Genomic DNA, 17,390 nt, shown 5'->3' with positions numbered 1-17,390 from the left:
ATGGTCACCCGAACGCGGGAGTAAAAGCGATGAAACACAAGACCGTTGCCGATGTGATGACCCACGACGTGGTGTCCGTGCGGACCACCGCGTCGTTCCAGCAGGTTGTCCGCACCTTCGCCGAACAAGACATCAGCGCCGCCCCGGTGCTCGGCCCGAGGGCGCGAGTGGTCGGCATCGTCAGCGAGGCCGACCTGCTCGGCAGGCAGGCAAGGGCCGGTGGCGCGGCAGCCAACTCGATCTGGCAGTTGTTGCGGCACAAGGCATTCGCCCGTAAAGGCGCGGCCCGCACCGTCGCCGACTTGATGACGACGCCGGTAGTCACCGTGTCCGCGGACAGCCCCCTTACCGGCGCCGCCGCCACGCTGGCCAAGCGCGGCCTGAAACACGCACCGGTGGTGGATGCCGAAGGCGCGCTCATCGGTTTCGTCAGCCGCAAGGACCTGCTCTCGGTCTACCTCCGCGACGACGCCGACGTGGCCGCCGAGATCCGCGCCGAAGTGCTGCTGCACGCGATGTACCTGGCGCCGAAGGAGGTCTCGGTCGAGGTCGTCGACGGAATCGTCACGCTGTGCGGAAAAGTTGAGCGGCAGAGCATGATCGACATCATCACCGCCCTCGCCTCGGCCGTCGACGGCGTCGTCGACGTGTGCAACGACATCGTCGCCGACGTCGACGACACCCACATTCCGGCCGCACCACCGGAGAACGTCGGAATCTTCCACGCACCCGGCCACTGACACCGACAAGCACCGGATAGGTCCACCGATCATATTGCCGCACAACATATTCGCGCCCCTCGCGCGCGCGGCGTCGCTACCCACGCTAGCGGGCGCACATGGGACTGTCCAGATGTCGTCCAATGCGCGACATCTGGGCCGCACGGACGGTCCGCAAGTAGTCGCAGTTGCGCCCCGAAACCACTGAACAGCGGAGTAAACTCCTGTTCAGCGACATGACCGTGCCGACGGTGCGGAACATGGGGCCGACACGGTTGTCGCGCCGACCAATTCGGTGATGCTCTCACTGCATCCATCCCTAACCGCACCCCGTAGGGACGGTCATCATGACTGTGAGCTCGAGCAGGCCAGATCTGAAACAGACCCTGGAGCAGATCGAATCGGCGTACCGCAGGTCGATGCCACACCTCGCGGCCATCGATTACTCGACGCTGGAAAAACGCGCGGCGTACTTCGCCGATGCCGCACGCTTCAGCCTCGACCATCCACGCTCGATGCATCGATTGCATTGCGCGACAGCCGGATTGCCGAATGCGACGTCGGCGCAGGTCCTGTTGCCCGCCGTGCTCGCCGGCGCGCTGACGCTGACCAACGCGGACTACGGGAACGTACAGCTGCTCGACCCGGAGACGGGCGCGTTGCGGATCGTCACCCAGTTCGGCTTCGACGGCGAGTTCCTGGATCATTTCGCGATTGTCGACGACGACAGCTCCGCCTGCGGCCGAGCGGCGAAAGGCGGTCAGACGGTGCTCCACGACGTCAACGAAGATCCCTTGTTCGCCGCACATCGGGGGATCGCCGCGGCGGCGGATTTCCGCGCGGTCCAATCCACCCCGATGACCGACTTCCTGGGACGGATGATCGGGGTGGTGTCGACCCATTTCCGCCGCCCGCACGCGCCGCTGAGTTCGGATCTGCGGATAATCCGGCTCTACGCCGATTTCGCCGGCGACGCGATTGCGTCGGCACTCGGCGGACACGACGACACGGACCCGATCGGCAGGGCGGTCGTCTCCGCGCTGCTCGATCCCGGCCGCAGCGGGCCGGCCGACGTTCCGATCCATGACCTATCGGACGCGATAAACCGGCCCGCAGCACCGTTATCACCGATCACCCCGACATTCGCGGGCTATCTGATGAATCGACTGTCCACGGTCGCGTTGCACCTCGCGGGCACCCAGAACCTCATTCGGCATCCTGTCGCGCGCACCCGCCTCGAAGCGGCGGTCGATCAACTCGATCAGACGATCCGCGAGGTGCAAAGCAGTGCCTTGTCGTCGGTGTCGGACAGTGGACGGTGCACCCTCGTGACCGTTACTCGGCGGCCTTGACCTCAACCTTCTTGACGAGTTCCTTGGGCTCGCCGAGCGGAACGCTGACGGTGAGGATGCCCTTGGCGTAGTTGGCGGCGATGCCGTCGCTCTCGGCGTTCTGCGGCAGCGTCACCGAGCGGTAGAAGGAGCCGTAGCTGAACTCCGAACGCCCCTTCTCCTCGTGCTTTTCGGTGCGTTCGGCTTTGATCGTCAGCTGGCGCCCCTGGACCGAAACCTCGACGTCCTTCTCCGGATCGATCCCGGGGATCTCCGCGCGCACGATATAGTGGCCGTCCTCGACGACATCTTCGACCCGCAGCAGATGTCCGCCGAAGACGGGCGCCATGCCGGTGGGCATGAAGGCGTTCCACAGCTCATTGATATCGGGCAGCCGTGACTCACGATGGGCGGGAAGCAGACTCATGATTCCTCCTGGTGAAAGTTTGTCGGACACTATCGATTTCACTCATTCGCGACCGCTGCTGGTAGAGCATCGGGTAGCCGATGGGACGGACCGCCGACCACCCAGCCGGTGACCAAAGCCACTAGAGCACTGAACTATTCCGTGCCGACGCGCCACCGAGCAGTGCCTTCTCTCGTCGCAGGGACACGAGTCCCGGTCCGGTCAGCACTGAAGTGGGTAGCGTCGTAAGTGTTTCGCGCGCCGCGGATTCGGTAAGGATCCTGCGGTAGAGGTCCGCGTAGTCACGAGCCATGCGATGCATATCGAAGCGCTGTTCGGCCGCGGCGCGGCAGGCGCGGCGATCGATGGTCGGCGCCTGCTCGATCGCCTCGATCATGCTGTCGGTGTCCGAGCACAGAAATCCGGTCCGGCCGTGCTCGACGATCTCCGGTGCGGCGCCACTCGGGAACGCGAGTACCGGGGTGCCGCAGGCCAGGGCTTCGGCCATCACCAGCCCGAACGGCTCGGGCCAATCGATCGGGTTGATCAGCGCGTCGGCGGCCCGCATCAGTTCGACCCGATCGCGCAGTCCGAGTTCGCGCGGTTCCGGATCGTCCGGGCCGAGCAGCGGCCGTACCTGCTCCTCGTAGTACTGCCGTTCCTCGGCTTCACGAATCTTGGTGACTATCACCAGCTTTCGCTCCGCCTTCTGCGCGAACTCCACCGCACGGTGCACCCCTTTCGCCGAGCACATCCGTCCGACGAACAGCAGGAATCCGCCACCTCCCGGTCCGTAGCGATACGCGTCCAGATCGATGCCGTGGTGGATCACCGCGGCGATGGGAATTGGTGCGGCGGAACGCTGTTGATCACGCGACACCGCGACCACCGCGACCCGGTCGGCGAAATGGGCGATGTTGCGGGAGTTCATCGGGTCGAACGGACCGTGGCAGGTGCTCACCACCGGCGGACCGTCAGGGCGCGGCCCGATCAGCGGCCCCAGCGCAGTGTGGTCATGAATGATGTCGACGTCGTCGAGTTCCGCATAGGCAGCGAGTACGTGTGCGGCCTCGGGTACCGCGACACCGATCGGGGTGAAGGCGTCCTCGAAAAGGTAGGACCGCCGCACCGGGCAGGTCGACTCGCCGACGGTGAACAACCGGACGTCGTGCCCGAGCGCGGTCAAACCGCGAGCGAGGTTGTCCACGATGGCTTCGGTGCCGCCGTAGGCAGGTGGTGGAATCGGAACCCACGGGGGTGCGATCAGACCGATCCGCATGACATCTCCTTCGTGACCGGCCCGCGCACGACGAGCCGCAAATGGTTGACCCGCCGACTGATTTCGGGAATTGCGGCACCGGAATTCGCGGTCCGCGCGAGCCGTCATCGGATCTCACGGAGCTCAGGAGAGCGGTAGTTCGTCCTTATTCAGAACACCGCGTCGGCAGTACCACCGAGTAGGGGCGCACGTCACCGCTGTCGTTACCTCGACGCGTCCCGATAGTGCCCGAAAGCCCCTTGCGGAGAAGGCAATCGATCCGGTTGCGGATTTCCACGGGGCCCCGGCGCGGTGTTCGCGACCCAAGAATCCCTGCTCGCAGTGACCTTCTCCCCTTCCCCGGCCGATAACACCGTCGAATGATAGTCAGGGCTATTGCTCACTACGCCAAGGAGAATCATCATGACCACTGCACAAACCGTCATGCGATCAGATGTGGCACACATCAGCGTGCGTGACACCATGGAAATCGCGGCACAGCGTATGCGCCAGTTGGATATCGGTGCGCTGCCGATCTGCGACAGCGACGGATGTCCGGTCGGCATCGTGACCGATCGCGACATTATCATCAAGGTGGTCGGCGTCGGCGCCAACCCGAAAACGACCACCGCGGGCGAAATGGCGCAAGGCGCCGACAAATTGCACACCGTCGAGGCGGATGCCGATATCGACGAGGCGCTCACGCTCATGCAGCAATACCAGATCAGGCGACTTCCGGTCACCGAGCACGGCATGCTCGTCGGCATCATCACCGAGGCCGATCTGGCCCGTCACCTGCCCGATCGGACGGTCGGCGGATTCGTCGAAGCCGTCTGCGCTCTGCACCTGCCCAGCACGACCGAAAGCTGACGCCGGGCGCTGCCCGACGCCGCACCGGGTACCGAAACCCGGTGCGGCATCTATCGTGCACCCCGACGGCCGACCCCGCCGGGGGTGCCGAAGTTACGAGGTGGCGGTCACGAAATCAACGCACGCGCCGATCGTGGCCAGCTTCGGGTAGTCGACCTCATCGATCCGCATTTCGGTTGCGCGGGTGAGTCGTTCGATGAAGGTGAGGAAATCGAGGGAGTCCAGGTCGAGCGCCGATCGTAGCGGCTCATTGTCGGGCAGGTCCGCCAGATCGGCGTCGGAGGCGAACCCGCGTAATGCGGTCCGCACCGCGAATTCCGCGTCCGAACGAGACAGGGTGCCGGGCATGGTCTTTCACAACCTCTCGTAGTTACAACTGGTCAGGATGCTGGAGTAGTTCGGCGACGGTATTCAGGAAGCGCGCGCCGACCGCACCGTCACTGGCCCGATGATCGGCGGCGAGCGTGACGGTCACCTGGGGGCGCACGCCGAGCAATCCGTCTATCGCGCACGGGCGCTCGCCCACGGTGCCGAATCCGACGATCGCCACCTGCGGCGGCGCGATGACACCGATCACCGAATCAACGCCCATCTCACCGAGATTGGTGACCGTGATGGTGGCCGCCGCGGTGTCCGAGGACAGCAATCGCCCGGATCGAGCCCGGCTGACCGCGCCACGCAGCTGCACCATCACCTCGCGCACGGCGAGCGTGTCCGCGCCTGCGATCGTCGGCGCGATGATGCCGCCACCGCGCAGCGAGACGATGACGCCGATATCGACGGTGTCCGCCGGCTGGAACTCGTCGTCGGCCCAATACCCGTTCACGGCGGGGACTTTTCGCGCCGCGAGCGCGACCGCCCGTAATTGCAAGGCCGCCATGATGATCCGATCCGGTACCGGTGCCGCCTGGTTCACCTCACGTAACCAGGCGGTGGCGGCGGCGAGGTCGATGGTGCTCGACAGGTAGTAGTGCGGGATGGTCTGTTTCGAGTGGGTCATCGCCGCGGCGATCGCCCTGCGCATATCCGCCTGGCCGTGCTGCGGCGCCGCGGGCTGCCGGGTTCGCGCCGGTTGCGCGGTTTCGTGACCTGCCGACTCTTCTTCTGCGACAGGCATTCTCACGTCGGCATCGAGCGCAACGGTAGGCGTTCGCGCGGCGCGCACGTCGTCAGCCTGAATCGCCCCGTCCGGCCCGGTCCCGGGTACCGATGACAGGTCGATCTCGCGTTCGTCGGCCAGTCGTCGCGCGTACCCGGAGGCACGCACATGCGCGGGCCGGACCGTATCGGTCGCCACCTGTGCCGTGGGCAACGGTGGCGGCGGTGCCTGCGCCGCGACCACCCGTGCCACATCGGCCCGCAGAATGCGCCCATCGTGTCCGGATCCGTGGATGGACGACAGTTCGATACCTGCTTCCTCGGCCAACCGCCGAATCAGCGGTGTCGCGAGGATATGCGGGACGACCGGCGACACCGCCGCCGTCTTCCCCGCGCCGTCCCGCCGCAGGGACCGGCTCGTCTTCGGTCGACCATGCTTCGGGCGGGCGGGCGGGGCATCGACCACCGCGGGCTTCGCGCCGACCGGTTCGATGGTGGCCAGAACCGTGCCCACCGGCACGGTAGCTCCTTCCGGCACCAGGATTTCGCCGATGGTGCCGTCGTCGAAGCATTCGACCTCGATCGCCGCCTTCGCCGTGTCGACCTCGGCGACGATATCGCCCTTGTGCACGGTGTCACCGGGTTTCACATGCCACTGCAGCAACGTCCCGTGCTCCATGTCCGCGCCGAGCGACGGCATCCGGAATTCGGCCATCAGCGCACCACCCGGTGCACGGCCGCGACGACGTCGGCGGCCTGCGGCAGCGCAGCCTCTTCCAGCTGCTTCGCGTAGGGAATCGGGACCTCGGCCGTACACACGCGCTGCACCGGGGCATCGAGTTCGTAGTATCCGTTTTCGGCTGCGCGCGCGGCGATTTCGGCCGCGATGCTCACGCTGCGCCAGCCCTCGTCGACGACGACCAGCCGGTGGGTGCGCGCGACCGAGGCCAGCACGGTGGTCTCGTCCAGCGGGCGTAACGTCCGCAGATCGATGATCTCGGCGTCGATGCCCTCGGCTGCCAGCGCGTCGGCGGCCGCTTCGGCCACCCGCAGCGTGCCGCCATAGGCGACCACCGTGACGTCGGTACCGGCGCGCCGGATGGCGGCCCGGTCGATATCGGTCGCCGCGGCGTCGTCAGGCAGGTCGGCTTCGGTGTTGTACAGCGCCGACGGCTCGAAGATCAGCACCGGGTCCAGGTTCTGCAGCGCGGACCAGAGCATGCCGCGCGCGTCGGCGACGGTGGCCGCCGAGACCACCCGCAGGCCGGGAATGTGCGCGTAGAACGCCTCGAGGCTGTGCGAATGTTGCGCCCCGACTTGCCTTCCCGCGCCGGTGGCCATCCTGATCACCAGCGGCACCGATACCTGTCCGCCGGACATGTTCCGCAATGTCGCCGCGTTGTTGAGGATCTGGTCCAATGCGAGCAGGCTGAAATTGACGGTCATGATCTCGACGATCGGCCGCAGTCCGCCCAGCGCGGCGCCGATACCCGCACCGACGAACGCCGATTCGCTCAACGGCGTGTCCCGGATCCGGTCCGGACCGAATTCCTCGAGCAGGCCACGGCTCACGCCGAAACAGCCGCCGTACGCGCCGATGTCCTCGCCCATCAGAAACACTCGATTGTCTCGAATCAGCGCCTCACGCAACGCTTCTCGCATCGCGTCTCGATAGGTGATCATGCGTGCGCCTCGCTAGGCTCGGTCCCGGACTGCTCTGTGTACACGTATCGGGTGAGGTCGCCGACCGGCTCGAACGGCGCCGCCTCGGCGGCGGCGATCGCGGCGTCCAGTTCGCCGTCGGCCTCGGTTTGCATGGTGCCGAGGTCGTCCTCGCGCAGTTCTCCGGTGGCAACCAGGTCGGCGCACAGCCGAGGGATCGGATCCAGTTCGACCCACTGGCCGATCTCGGCCTTGTCGCGGTAGCGGTCCGCGTCGTACAGCGAATGCGCGCGGAACCGATAGGTCCGGAGTTCGAGGAAGCACGGCCCGCCACCACCGCGGATCGACTCCACCGCCCGTTGCGTCGCTTCGGCGACGGCCAGCGCGTCCATGCCGTCGACCGGCCATGCGGGCATTCCGTACGACGAGGCACGCAACGCGAGATCGGTGGCCGCGTGTTCGCGTGCCAACGAGGTTCCCATCGCATACTGGTTGTTCTCGCAGGCGAACAGGACCGGAAGTCGCCACAGCGCGGCAAGATTCAGGCATTCGTGGAACTCGCCCTCGGCCACCGCGCCATCACCGAACAGGCACACGGTGACCATCGGACGCTCCCGCAACGCGTCTGCCAGCGCCAGACCCACCGCGATCGGCAGGCCACCGCCGACGATCGCGTTGCCGCCGTAGAAGTGCCGCCCGGCGTCGAACAGATGCATCGAGCCACCGTGCCCGTGGCTGCATCCCGTTGCGCGGCCGTACATCTCGGCGAGTAGCGACTCCATAGACAGCCCTCGGGCCAGCGCGTGCCCGTGCTCGCGGTACGTCGAGACGACCGCGTCGTCGGGGCCGATCGAGCCGAGCACACCGGCAGCCACCGCCTCCTCGCCGATGTAGAGGTGCAGGAAGCCACGGATAGATCCGGCGCTGTAGAGCTGCACGCACCGTTCCTCGAAGCGGCGGATCCGCACCATCTGCCGCAGCAGCTCGATGCGCTGGTCTTTGTCCAGAGTGGAGCCGGTCATCAGACGCCTTCCAAGGTCGACGTATCGCCCTCGGGCAGGCCCAGCTCACGGGCCTTCAGCAGACGGCGCATCACTTTGCCGCTGCGCGTGTGCGGCAGGCTCTCGGCGAACTCGATCTCCTTGGGCGCCACCGCCCCGAGCGCGCGCCTGCCGAACGCCGTCAGCTCATCGCGCAGTTGTTCGGAGGGCTGATATTCCGGCCGTAACAGCACGAATGCCTTGACCCGCTCGCCGGCGACCGGATCCGGCGTGCCGATGACGCCGGCCTCGGCGACGGCGGGATGTTCCATCAGGGCACTCTCCACCTCGAACGGTCCGATCAGATGGCCCGCGGATTTGATGACGTCGTCCGCGCGGCCGACAAACCAGTAGTAGCCGTCGGCGTCGCGGCGGGCGAGATCGCCGCTGAGATACCAGCCGTTCGCGAAGCACCGCTCATACCGCTCGGGCTCACCCCAGTAGCCGCGGAACATCGACGGCCAGCCCGAACGCAACGCGAGTTCGCCGACCTCGCCGGAGTCGGCGGCCGTGACCGTGCCGTCGGCCACCAGCGCGCGCCCGTCCGGGCCGCGCCGCAGTATCGTCGCCTCGATGCCGGGGAGCGGGCGGCCCATCGAGCCCGGACGGACCTGTGCCGCAGCGAAGTTCGCGATCATGATGGCGCCGGTCTCGGTCTGCCACCAGTTGTCGTGCACCGCTCTGCCGAGCACCCGCTCACCCCAGAGCACGACCTCGGGGTTCAGCGGCTCTCCCACGCTGGTGATGAAGCGCAGGCAGGACAGATCGGTGCCGTCGGGCAGCTGATCACCGAATCGCATCAGCATGCGCAATGCGGTCGGCGCGGTGTACCACACCGAAACCCGTTGTGTCGTCAGGATGTCGTACCAGCGACGCGCATCGAACTCGGACTCGTCGCTGATCACGGTCGCGCCGAGACACAGGGGCGCGATCACCCCGTAGGACATCCCGGTCACCCACCCCGGATCGGCGGTGCACCAGAAGATGTCACCCGCGCGCAAGTCGAGCGCATAGCGGGCCGTGACCAGATGTGCCAGCACCGCGCCGTGTACGTGGATGGCGCCCTTCGGTTTTCCGGTGGTGCCGCTGGTGAAATGCAGCAGCGCGGCGTCGTCGGCGTAGGTGTGCACGATCTCGAACACCGGATCGGCGGCGGCCATCGCGACCGACAGGTCGACGCCGTCGGGCTGCCCGCCATCGGTGAGCAATACCGTGCGCAACGTGGGCACCTGGTCCCGGATCGGGGCGACTTTGCGGTGATACAGCGCCGCCGACGTGACGACGACGTTGGCCTCGGCGATGGCGAGCCGCTGCCGTACCGGCTCTGGACCGAATGCCGAGAACAGCGGCGAGACAACGCATCCCGCCTTCAGCGCGCCGAGGATCGCGATATACAGCTCCGGCGTGCGGCCCAGCAGCACACAGACCCGCTCACCACGCCGAATTCCGTTCGCGCCCAGCACGTTGGCGAACCTGCTCGTCGCCGCGGCGAGATCGGCATAGCTGTACTCGACCGTGCCGCCCGATGCGCGCAACCAGCGCAGCGCGATCGTCTGCGCCGCAGGGCCTTCGGCGTGCCGGTCCACCGCCTCGTAGGCGATGTTCAACCCTTTGCCCGGCAACCCGGACAGCTCGGCTCGCGCGGCGTCCCACGAGAACGCGCGACTCGTCTGCGTGTAGTCGGCCAGGTTGGCCCCGGCCTGCTCGGCTGCGGACTTCTCGATCGGTGCCCAGCTGAAAGATCCGGTGGCCGGCGCGCCGGTCGCGGTCGTTTCCGTCATACTGCCATGGTCGCCAGCCGCGGCGCGGCGCGGCAGAGTCGGCAGACCCGCACTCGTCGGCACTCGGCCGGGAAAAGTCCTTCATCGAAAGGTCTTCGGGCCCTGGTGGCGGAAGCCCCTGCCTGATTCCACGGTCGCTGGATCGGTCGAGCACCCGGTCCGGGACCATCGCCCCGCCGGACAGCAACTTTCGGCCCTGTGCCGTGCCGACGCCGACGCAGCAGGCTGAGCAAAGCACAGCACCACCTCAATGACTTCCACGGTCCAGCGCGTGCGGCGCATCCTCCGCGCAATCGGGCTGGGCGCAGATACCTATGCGAAGGAGCGCTGACATGCTGCGCGGAACAATATCTCTCGGCCAGGTCGCCGGCATCAAGGTCGGCGCGCACTGGACCTCGATCGCCACGCTCGGCCTGTTCACCTTGTTGCTCGGGCGGTCACTGGCCGGGTCCTACGGCAACTCGGCCGGTGTCTGGCTGGTCGCCGCGGTCGGGGCCGTCGGGCTGCTCGCGACACTGCTCGCGCACGAACTGGCGCACTCGATCGTCGCACGCCGCAACGGTGTTCGGGTGGAACGCGTCGTGCTGTGGCTGCTCGGTGGGGTGTCCGAACTCGATGCGGAACCGAAGGACGCGCGATCGGATCTCCGTATCGCGCTGGCCGGTCCGCTCACCAGCCTCGCGCTGGCCTTCGGCATCTTCGGTGTTGCCGTGCTGGTCGGCACCGCCGCAGGTCAATCGGTGCTGGACATGCTCGTCTGGTTGGCCGCCATGAATCTTGTTCTGGCATTGTTCAATCTGCTGCCCGGAGCGCCGCTGGACGGCGGCCGGGTGCTGCGCGCACTCATCTGGCGACGGACCGGTGACCAGTTGTACGCGGCAGCCATGGCCGCGCGCAGCGGCCGGGTCCTCGGATTCGCTCTGCTCATCCTCGGCGGCGTGGAGCTGATCCTGATCGGCAATACTGGCGGAATCTGGCTCGTGCTGCTCGGCTGGTTCGTCTCCTCGTCGGCCAATGCCGAACTCGCGGTCGCCGGACTCCGGCATCAGCTCGGCGATATCCGCGTCCGTGACGTGATGACCCAGCACCCGGTCGCCGTGCCCGCGGCATGGTCGGTCGCCGACCTGCTCGGTTCGCCCGCGATCCACACCGACCATCAGGTGTTCCCGGTAGTGGATACCGCGGGCCGTCCGGTCGGCGTGGTGTCGTGGACCGATATCGCGGCGATCGCCCTGCCTGCCAGGGAAACCGCACTGGTCGGCGCGGTGGCCCGCCCCTTGCCCGCAGGTGCGCGTGCCAACGAAGACGAGCTGCTCAGCACCGCCGCCACCCACGCGGTGTTACGCCCGGACCTCGACATCATCGCGGCCGTGGACAGTCTCGGACGGCTGATCGGCGTCATCACCGCATCGGATCTGACCCTCGCATGCCATCGCAGCGCGCTCAACTTGCCGGTCCGCTCGGCCCGCCGCCCGAGTACCCGTCCGTGATAGCCGATCAGGAGAGCTGCCTGCGTAGCACTCGGGCGAAACCCGCTGTGCCCCAGACGTTCTCTGATGCCCTGCACGGACCCGCGCAACCCGAGACGGCACCGCTGCGGCATGATCGCGGCGCCCCGGAAGTACTGTTGCGATTCCGTTGGCACACGTTCGGCTGGATCGCCGCGACAATCGTCGCGACTTACGTACTGCTGCCCAAGATCGGACAGCTCGGGCAGACCATCCGCACCCTCGACGATGCGCAATGGCAGTGGTTCGCAGGCGCACTGGCCATGTCGGCCGTGACCTATGCCACGGCGGCGCTCACGGTGCTGGGCGCCAGTCCCCGGCCCCTCGCCTTCGGGCGCACGATGAACGTGCAGCTGGCAACGTCGTTCGCCAACCTGCTGATGCCGTACGGGCTCGGCGGCACCGCCATCAACGAGCGGTATCTGGAACGCTGCGGGCTCGCCAGGACCACCGCCGTCGCGACCGTCGCCCTGACGGTGACGACCGCTGTCGCGCTGCACCTCATCGAGCTGGCCGGCACCGGAGTCTGGCTGGGCCGAACCCGGCTGATGCTGACCGCCGCGCTGCCGTCCGGCTGGATATTGCTGACCGGATTCGTCGTCGTGATGACCGCGCTCGGCATCGGAATCGTGATCATGCTGCGGCGCCCCGCCTGGCTCACCGAGGTACGCACCGCCCTCGGCGCGATGGCAGGCATCCTGCGCCGGCCGCGGCGGGCCGCCATGCTGATCGGCGGTCAGCTCGGCACCAATGTCGCTTACATTGCGACCCTGGGGATTTCGGTACACGCATTCGGCGGGCACGCCTCAACCGCCTTGGTCGCCACGGTCTTCCTCGGCGGGTCCGCCCTCGGCGCGGCCAGCCCGACCCCGTCGGGCCTGGGCGTCATCGAGGCCGCCCTGGTGACCGGACTGATGGTCGGCGGTGTGGCGAGCGCCCCGGCGGTGGCGGGAGTACTCGCCTATCGGCTTGCGACATTCTGGATCCCGGCAGCCGCCGGGTTCATCTCCTTCAAATCCCTGCAGCACCAGCGCCTCCTCTGACTGGACCGGTAGCTGCCGGGGTGCGGATGCCCGACCATCGAGCAGCTTGGTGGACTATGGGTGCGACGGTGGCGTCGGCAACCGGCGACGCCCCAGTGCGCGCCCGACACCGCCGGGACCGCACTGAGGTCGTTGGTCCCTACAGCCCGGGTATCACGGCTCTGACCGGTGGGTGCGCACTCGGCCACGCTGAGAGTATGGAAACGAAACCCACCCGGATCGCGATCATCTACGCGACCGCCCAGGGATCTACTCGCGATATCGCCGAGTTCATCGCCGCGGATCTCACCGAGCGTGGTGCCGCCGTGGAACTGAGCGACTTCGAGCACGCGCCCGAGCTATCCCGCTTCGACGGAATCATCCTGGGCAGTGCGGTACACAACAGGGACTTGCTGCCCGCGGCCTCGGCTTTCATCCACACGCACCGCGACGAATTGCGCAAATCCGATGTGTGGATGTTCAGCGTCGGCCTCGGGCCCGCGCTGACCGGACCGATCGGCCGACGCGTCGGCAAGGTTGTGCCGAAAAAGATTGCCGCCCTGTGTAATGCGGTCAGCCCCTGGGACTATCGCCCCTTTGCCGGACACTATGACCGCGCCGGTGTTTCCTGGCAGGCCAGGGTGCTGTACCGCCTGATAGGTGGCGCCCGCTATGGCGACCTGCGGAACTGGCATGTGATTCGCACCTGGTCGACCATGGTCGCCCAGTCGCTCGGCCTCCCCCAGGCCAACGTCGCAACCATCCACCCCTGATCGACGACGAGCTCCGCATCCGGTAGCTGCCCCGCGACTGCGGTCCAACGCCGAGATTCGCCGGGACTTTCGGCCGTAGCGACCAACAAGTGGACCGGAAGACGCTGAGTACCAAGCCAATACAGAGATCGGAGCCGAAATGGGCGACTACGTTGCCGGATTCGGCGAGCTGCGGCTCGCCGACGCTGACAAGGCCGGAGGCAAGGGGGCGAACCTCGGTGAGCTGGTAGCGGCCGCGCTGCCGGTGCCACCGGGTTTCGTGATCCTGCGATCGTGCTACGACGAGGTGATCATCGAGGGACCGCACGGCGCCGAGCTGGATCGCCTGCACACCGAGGCGCTCGCGGCGAGTGCCGACGGACCCAGGGTGACCGAATTGTGCCGTCGCATGCGCGAACTCGTGCACAAGGCGACGATCGACGGCGCGGTGCGCGATTCCGTGCTCACCGCCTACCACGCGCTCGGCGAAGACGCCACGGTCGCGGTGCGTTCCTCCGCGATCGGCGAGGACGGCGCCACGTCCTCGTTCGCGGGCATGAACATCTCGCGCACCAATGTGCACGGCGACGACAAGCTGATCGCGACCGTCATCGATTGCTGGGCTTCGTTGTTCACGCCGCGGGTGGTGACCTACCGGGCCAGGCGCGGGATGAATCAGCGTCCGGTGATGGCGGTCGTCGTGCAACAGATGGTGGCGGCCGAGCAGTCCGGCGTCGCGTTCACCGCCGACCCGGCCACCGGCCGCCGCGACCGCGTCGTCATCGATGCCGCCCGCGGCCAAGGCGAGGTCGTCGTGTCCGGCGCGACCGAACCCGACACCTACCTGTTCGACGCGGTGGGACCGACGCTGCTGGAAAGCCGAAGGGGCCACCAGAGTTTCGAGATCGTCGCCGGACCCGACGGCGACCGGCAGGTCGAGCTGGCGGGTACCGATACGCCGGTGTTGGATGAAGCGCAGGCCACCGCGGTCGCCACCCTGGCCCTGGCGGTGCAGCAGCATCACGGTGGCAAGCCACAGGATGTCGAGTGGACTTTCGACGACGCCACCTTGTGGCTGGTGCAGGCCCGTCCGATCACCATGCTCCCCGACAGCCCGGCCGAACAGCGCACCGCAGGCCCCGATTCCCGAATCCTGGTGCGCGGCTTGGGCGCAGCGCCCGGACACGCGACCGGCGCCGTGCGCGTTCTCACCTCGCCCGCACAGGGACAGTCGCTACGCGACGGCGAGGTGCTGGTGGCTCCGATGACCAATCCCGACTGGCTGCCCACCCTCACCCGCGCTGTGGCGGTCGTCACCGACAGCGGCGGCATGACCTGTCACGCGGCGATCGTCGCGCGCGAACTGGGTATCCCGTGCATCGTCGGCGCGCGCACCGCGACAACGGCACTCACCGACGGCCTGCTGGTCACTGTCGACGGCGCCGCGGGCGAAGTCGTTGCCGGACAGCCGGAATCGAAAACCAGCGCGATCACGATGGAACCACCGCCGAGCATCGCGGTGGAGACCACGGCCACCCGGATCTACGTCAATCTCGCATTGCCGGAAGCAGCCGAGCGGGTGGCGAAGAGCGAGGTCGACGGCGTCGGCCTGCTACGCGCGGAAACGCTACTGACCCAGGCCTTGGACGGCCGCCATCCGCGCGACCTGATCGCCCGCGGTGAGGAGAAACGCTTCGTCGACCACATGGCGGAATCGCTGCACCGCATCACTTCCGCCTTCGCTCCGCGACCGGTCATCTATCGCGCAACCGACTTGCGCAGCAACGAATTCCGCGCACTCACCGGCGGTAGCCGGTACGAGCCGATCGAACACAATCCGATGATCGGCTACCGCGGCTGCTACCGCTACATCCGCGAACCCGAACTCTTCGCCCTCGAACTCGCCGCCCTCGCCAGGGTCCGCGAACAAACCCCCAACCTGCACTTGATGATTCCCTTCGTCCGCACCCGCTGGGAACTCGAAGCCTGCCTCGAACTCGTCGACGCCAGTCCACTCGGCAAACAGCGCGGCCTGCATCGCTGGGTGATGGCCGAAGTGCCGTCGGTCGTGCACTGGTTGCCGGAATACGTTGGCCTGGGTATCGACGGCGTCTCCATCGGCAGCAACGACCTCACCCAGTTGATGCTCGGCGTCGACCGCGACTCCGAGCAGTGCGCCGAACTCTTCGACGAATCCGATCCCGCCGTCCTCGACGCCATCGGCCGCATCGTCACGACGGCTCGTCGTCTCGGCATCACGTCATCGCTGTGCGGGCAAGCACCGTCGAATCACCCGGAGTTCGCTGAACACCTTGTGCGCCTCGGCATTACGTCGATTTCTGTCACACCGGACGCTGTTCCGGCGGCCCGACGCGCAGTCGCGGCCGCGGAACGACGGCTGCTTCTCGACCGCGCACTCGCCGACGCTCCGACCCGATCCACGGACGTTCGCGGACAGGCGTGAGCCGACTCGTCCGGCCACCCGGCGAAGGCCGTTCCGACGACCTTGGTCGGGTCCCGACGGGACCAAAGACCCTGCTTGCCGACCCCACTGAGCAGGCACAGTTCTCCTTGGGCCGCAGCACTCCCCCTGGCTGCGGCCCACCATCGACCAGCACTGGAGGAACCATCGTGAGCGAGCGTCAGCGAGGCGGAGTCGTGCACGACATGACGTCGCGCGAGCCGTACCACAGCAAGCCCGGCGAGAGCCTGGCCGACACCTACAACATCCCCGGCATCGTGCTGTTCCTCGGCGGAGTGGTCGGCCTGGCCTGCACCCTCACGGCCGCGGGCTATGGATTCGCCGGGTGGGTCGCCATCGGTGCGAGCGCTACCGCGCTGCTGTTCATCGTGAGCGTCGCCCTGTTCCTCCTCGAGCACGAACGGCTGCGCCGACTCGCGCAGCGTGCACAGCAGTCGTCGACCGCGCGCAAACCGACATGGTCATGACCACTTACCAGATCTCGGTCGACAACTCGACGCCGCAAACTATCCTCGGGCTGCGCCGTAGCGTGCGCATCGACCATGCCGGAGACGATGTCGCGGCGGGCATGGACGCGCTCTACGAACTTGTCGCGGCGACCGGCTTCACTCCGGTCGGCCCGCCGTCCACGACCTACCTCGGCGAATTCCGTCCCGGTACCTCGACCGAGGTCGACTTCGGACTTCCGGTCGCCCCGGCACCGATCGCCGGGAACGAAGAGGTCACGCTGCGGCGCAGCGAACCGGAATTGTTCGCGCACGTCACCCACCGCGGCGACTACCTCCGAATCGCCGACGCGTACCAGGCCTTGGACGACTGGATCCGCGGCTCGCGATACCAGCAGGCCGGACCGCCGACCGAGGTGTATTTGGTCGCGCCGGACGAGGCGTTCGATCCGAACGACCTGCTCACCGAAATCCGCATTCCCATTGCCCTCGCCGAACTCACCGTACGCGCCTCGGCGCCGTTCGCCGAGACCGTATCGATGGTCCGAGAAGCGTTGGCCGAGCAGGGATTCGGCGTCCTGACCGAAATCGACGTTCGCGCGACACTGCTCGCGAAACTCGGCGTGCACATGGAGAACTACCTCATCCTCGGCGCCTGCAACCCGAACCTCGCAAGCCAAGCACTCGATATCGATCGACGAGTCGGACAGCTGCTGCCCTGCAACGTGGTGATCCGCACGGAGGCCGACGACACCATCATCGAGGCCGCCGATCCCGACCAGCTGCTGCGCACCGATACCCAGCCCGGCCTGCACCCGATCGCGCAAGACGCCCGATCCCGCCTGGCCGCCGCCCTCTCCGCCGTCGCACAACGTGCCGTCGCCACGCAATAGACACTGCAATAGCCCGGGACATGAGGTCCCGGGCTATTCTGCGTTCTCTCCTGATCACTCACCGGTACAGACGCATTCGAGATTGCCCCGAGTAGCAGCCGGGTCGACCCACATAACGCCGG

General features: G+C 67.1%; 16 protein-coding genes. 9 read left to right on the top strand and 7 right to left on the bottom strand.

Annotated elements, in window-relative coordinates; genetic code table 11:
- The first annotated feature begins 29 nt into the window (after positions 1 to 29).
- Together ABZ942_RS31075 and ABZ942_RS31070 are read left to right on the top strand one after the other, a co-directional pair.
- Positions 30 to 740 carry a CBS domain-containing protein gene (locus ABZ942_RS31075; protein ID WP_357388212.1) on the top strand — a complete coding sequence of 237 codons (711 nt, stop codon included), beginning with the start codon at positions 30 to 32 and terminating at the stop codon, positions 738 to 740.
- Positions 741 to 1,066: 326 nt separating this feature from the next.
- Positions 1,067 to 2,071: a GAF domain-containing protein gene (locus ABZ942_RS31070; protein WP_357388210.1), complete on the top strand. Its 1,005-nt coding sequence runs from the start codon at positions 1,067 to 1,069 to the stop codon at positions 2,069 to 2,071.
- On the opposite strand, the gene ABZ942_RS31065 is transcribed toward ABZ942_RS31070, so the two are convergent.
- Together ABZ942_RS31065 and ABZ942_RS31060 are read right to left on the bottom strand one after the other, a co-directional pair.
- Complete coding sequence (locus ABZ942_RS31065) at positions 2,055 to 2,477, bottom strand: Hsp20/alpha crystallin family protein (RefSeq protein WP_357388208.1); 423 nt, start codon at positions 2,475 to 2,477, stop codon at positions 2,055 to 2,057. The genes ABZ942_RS31070 and ABZ942_RS31065 overlap by 17 nt on opposite strands.
- A gap of 121 nt (positions 2,478 to 2,598) precedes the next feature.
- The gene (locus ABZ942_RS31060) at positions 2,599 to 3,735 is read right to left on the bottom strand and encodes a glycosyltransferase family 4 protein (RefSeq protein ID WP_357388206.1); all 1,137 of its coding nucleotides are present in this window, start codon (positions 3,733 to 3,735) and stop codon (positions 2,599 to 2,601) included.
- Between the two features lie 402 nt (positions 3,736 to 4,137).
- Between ABZ942_RS31060 and ABZ942_RS31055 the strand changes: the two genes are divergently transcribed.
- Complete coding sequence (locus ABZ942_RS31055) at positions 4,138 to 4,584, top strand: CBS domain-containing protein (protein WP_357388204.1); 447 nt, start codon at positions 4,138 to 4,140, stop codon at positions 4,582 to 4,584.
- A 93-nt stretch (positions 4,585 to 4,677) separates the two neighbouring features.
- Here the strand turns inward: ABZ942_RS31055 and ABZ942_RS31050 are convergent, their stop codons facing one another.
- The 5 genes from ABZ942_RS31050 to acsA are packed head-to-tail and all read right to left on the bottom strand — an operon-like array spanning position 4,678 to position 10,165.
- Positions 4,678 to 4,932: a phosphopantetheine-binding protein gene (locus ABZ942_RS31050; RefSeq protein ID WP_357388201.1), complete on the bottom strand. Its 255-nt coding sequence runs from the start codon at positions 4,930 to 4,932 to the stop codon at positions 4,678 to 4,680.
- 22 nt (positions 4,933 to 4,954) lie between these two features.
- On the bottom strand, positions 4,955 to 6,397 hold the full coding sequence (locus ABZ942_RS31045; RefSeq protein ID WP_357388199.1) for a 2-oxo acid dehydrogenase subunit E2: 1,443 nt from the start codon (positions 6,395 to 6,397) through the stop codon (positions 4,955 to 4,957).
- Entirely contained in the window at positions 6,397 to 7,365 is a 969-nt protein-coding gene (locus tag ABZ942_RS31040) for a pyruvate dehydrogenase complex E1 component subunit beta (protein WP_357388197.1), read from the bottom strand. Before ABZ942_RS31040 ends, ABZ942_RS31045 begins: the two co-directional genes overlap by 1 nt.
- Entirely contained in the window at positions 7,362 to 8,366 is a 1,005-nt protein-coding gene (pdhA, locus tag ABZ942_RS31035) for a pyruvate dehydrogenase (acetyl-transferring) E1 component subunit alpha (protein WP_357388195.1), read from the bottom strand. Before pdhA ends, ABZ942_RS31040 begins: the two co-directional genes overlap by 4 nt.
- On the bottom strand, positions 8,366 to 10,165 hold the full coding sequence (gene acsA / locus ABZ942_RS31030) for an acetate--CoA ligase (RefSeq protein WP_357388193.1): 1,800 nt from the start codon (positions 10,163 to 10,165) through the stop codon (positions 8,366 to 8,368). Before acsA ends, pdhA begins: the two co-directional genes overlap by 1 nt.
- 332 nt (positions 10,166 to 10,497) lie before the next feature.
- Here acsA and ABZ942_RS31025 point away from each other — a divergent pair, with 332 nt between their 5' ends.
- The 6 genes from ABZ942_RS31025 to ABZ942_RS31000 all read left to right on the top strand — a co-directional run bounded on the left by ABZ942_RS31025 (position 10,498) and on the right by ABZ942_RS31000 (position 17,268).
- The gene (locus ABZ942_RS31025; RefSeq protein WP_357388191.1) at positions 10,498 to 11,655 is read left to right on the top strand and encodes a site-2 protease family protein; all 1,158 of its coding nucleotides are present in this window, start codon (positions 10,498 to 10,500) and stop codon (positions 11,653 to 11,655) included.
- A gap of 47 nt (positions 11,656 to 11,702) precedes the next feature.
- The gene (locus tag ABZ942_RS31020) at positions 11,703 to 12,716 is read left to right on the top strand and encodes a lysylphosphatidylglycerol synthase transmembrane domain-containing protein (RefSeq protein WP_357388189.1); all 1,014 of its coding nucleotides are present in this window, start codon (positions 11,703 to 11,705) and stop codon (positions 12,714 to 12,716) included.
- 197 nt (positions 12,717 to 12,913) lie between these two features.
- Positions 12,914 to 13,468: a flavodoxin domain-containing protein gene (locus tag ABZ942_RS31015; RefSeq protein ID WP_357388187.1), complete on the top strand. Its 555-nt coding sequence runs from the start codon at positions 12,914 to 12,916 to the stop codon at positions 13,466 to 13,468.
- 139 nt (positions 13,469 to 13,607) lie between these two features.
- Positions 13,608 to 15,911, top strand: a complete 2,304-nt coding sequence (gene ppsA, locus ABZ942_RS31010) for a phosphoenolpyruvate synthase (RefSeq protein ID WP_357388185.1) — start codon at positions 13,608 to 13,610, stop codon at positions 15,909 to 15,911.
- Between the two features lie 167 nt (positions 15,912 to 16,078).
- The gene (locus tag ABZ942_RS31005) at positions 16,079 to 16,396 is read left to right on the top strand and encodes a hypothetical protein (RefSeq protein ID WP_357388183.1); all 318 of its coding nucleotides are present in this window, start codon (positions 16,079 to 16,081) and stop codon (positions 16,394 to 16,396) included.
- Positions 16,393 to 17,268 (top strand): DUF302 domain-containing protein, encoded by an 876-nt coding sequence (locus tag ABZ942_RS31000; protein WP_357388181.1) that lies wholly within the window; start codon positions 16,393 to 16,395, stop codon positions 17,266 to 17,268. Before ABZ942_RS31005 ends, ABZ942_RS31000 begins: the two co-directional genes overlap by 4 nt.
- Positions 17,269 to 17,390 lie beyond the last annotated feature (122 nt).

This window comes from Nocardia sp. NPDC046473, from assembly GCF_040645995.1.
Taxonomy (GTDB): Bacteria; Actinomycetota; Actinomycetes; order Mycobacteriales; family Mycobacteriaceae; genus Nocardia.
The sequence above is the reverse complement of the archived record's forward strand: the minus strand, read 5'-3'. Positions and strand labels throughout refer to the sequence as shown.

Excerpts from the sequence above, each read along its gene's own strand:
- ABZ942_RS31045 (WP_357388199.1), bottom strand. The coding sequence starts at position 6,397 with ATGGCCGAATTCCGGATGCCGTCGCTCGGCGCGGACATGGAGCACGGG.
- ABZ942_RS31065 (WP_357388208.1), bottom strand. The coding sequence starts at position 2,477 with ATGAGTCTGCTTCCCGCCCATCGTGAGTCACGGCTGCCCGATATCAAT.
- ABZ942_RS31060 (WP_357388206.1), bottom strand. The coding sequence starts at position 3,735 with ATGCGGATCGGTCTGATCGCACCCCCGTGGGTTCCGATTCCACCACCT.
- ABZ942_RS31055 (WP_357388204.1), top strand. The coding sequence starts at position 4,138 with ATGACCACTGCACAAACCGTCATGCGATCAGATGTGGCACACATCAGC.
- ABZ942_RS31050 (WP_357388201.1), bottom strand. The coding sequence starts at position 4,932 with ATGCCCGGCACCCTGTCTCGTTCGGACGCGGAATTCGCGGTGCGGACC.
- ABZ942_RS31000 (WP_357388181.1), top strand. The coding sequence starts at position 16,393 with ATGACCACTTACCAGATCTCGGTCGACAACTCGACGCCGCAAACTATC.
- ABZ942_RS31025 (WP_357388191.1), top strand. The coding sequence starts at position 10,498 with ATGCTGCGCGGAACAATATCTCTCGGCCAGGTCGCCGGCATCAAGGTC.
- ABZ942_RS31070 (WP_357388210.1), top strand. The coding sequence starts at position 1,067 with ATGACTGTGAGCTCGAGCAGGCCAGATCTGAAACAGACCCTGGAGCAG.
- ABZ942_RS31015 (WP_357388187.1), top strand. The coding sequence starts at position 12,914 with ATGGAAACGAAACCCACCCGGATCGCGATCATCTACGCGACCGCCCAG.
- ABZ942_RS31040 (WP_357388197.1), bottom strand. The coding sequence starts at position 7,365 with ATGATCACCTATCGAGACGCGATGCGAGAAGCGTTGCGTGAGGCGCTG.
- ppsA (WP_357388185.1), top strand. The coding sequence starts at position 13,608 with ATGGGCGACTACGTTGCCGGATTCGGCGAGCTGCGGCTCGCCGACGCT.
- ABZ942_RS31075 (WP_357388212.1), top strand. The coding sequence starts at position 30 with ATGAAACACAAGACCGTTGCCGATGTGATGACCCACGACGTGGTGTCC.
- pdhA (WP_357388195.1), bottom strand. The coding sequence starts at position 8,366 with ATGACCGGCTCCACTCTGGACAAAGACCAGCGCATCGAGCTGCTGCGG.
- acsA (WP_357388193.1), bottom strand. The coding sequence starts at position 10,165 with ATGACGGAAACGACCGCGACCGGCGCGCCGGCCACCGGATCTTTCAGC.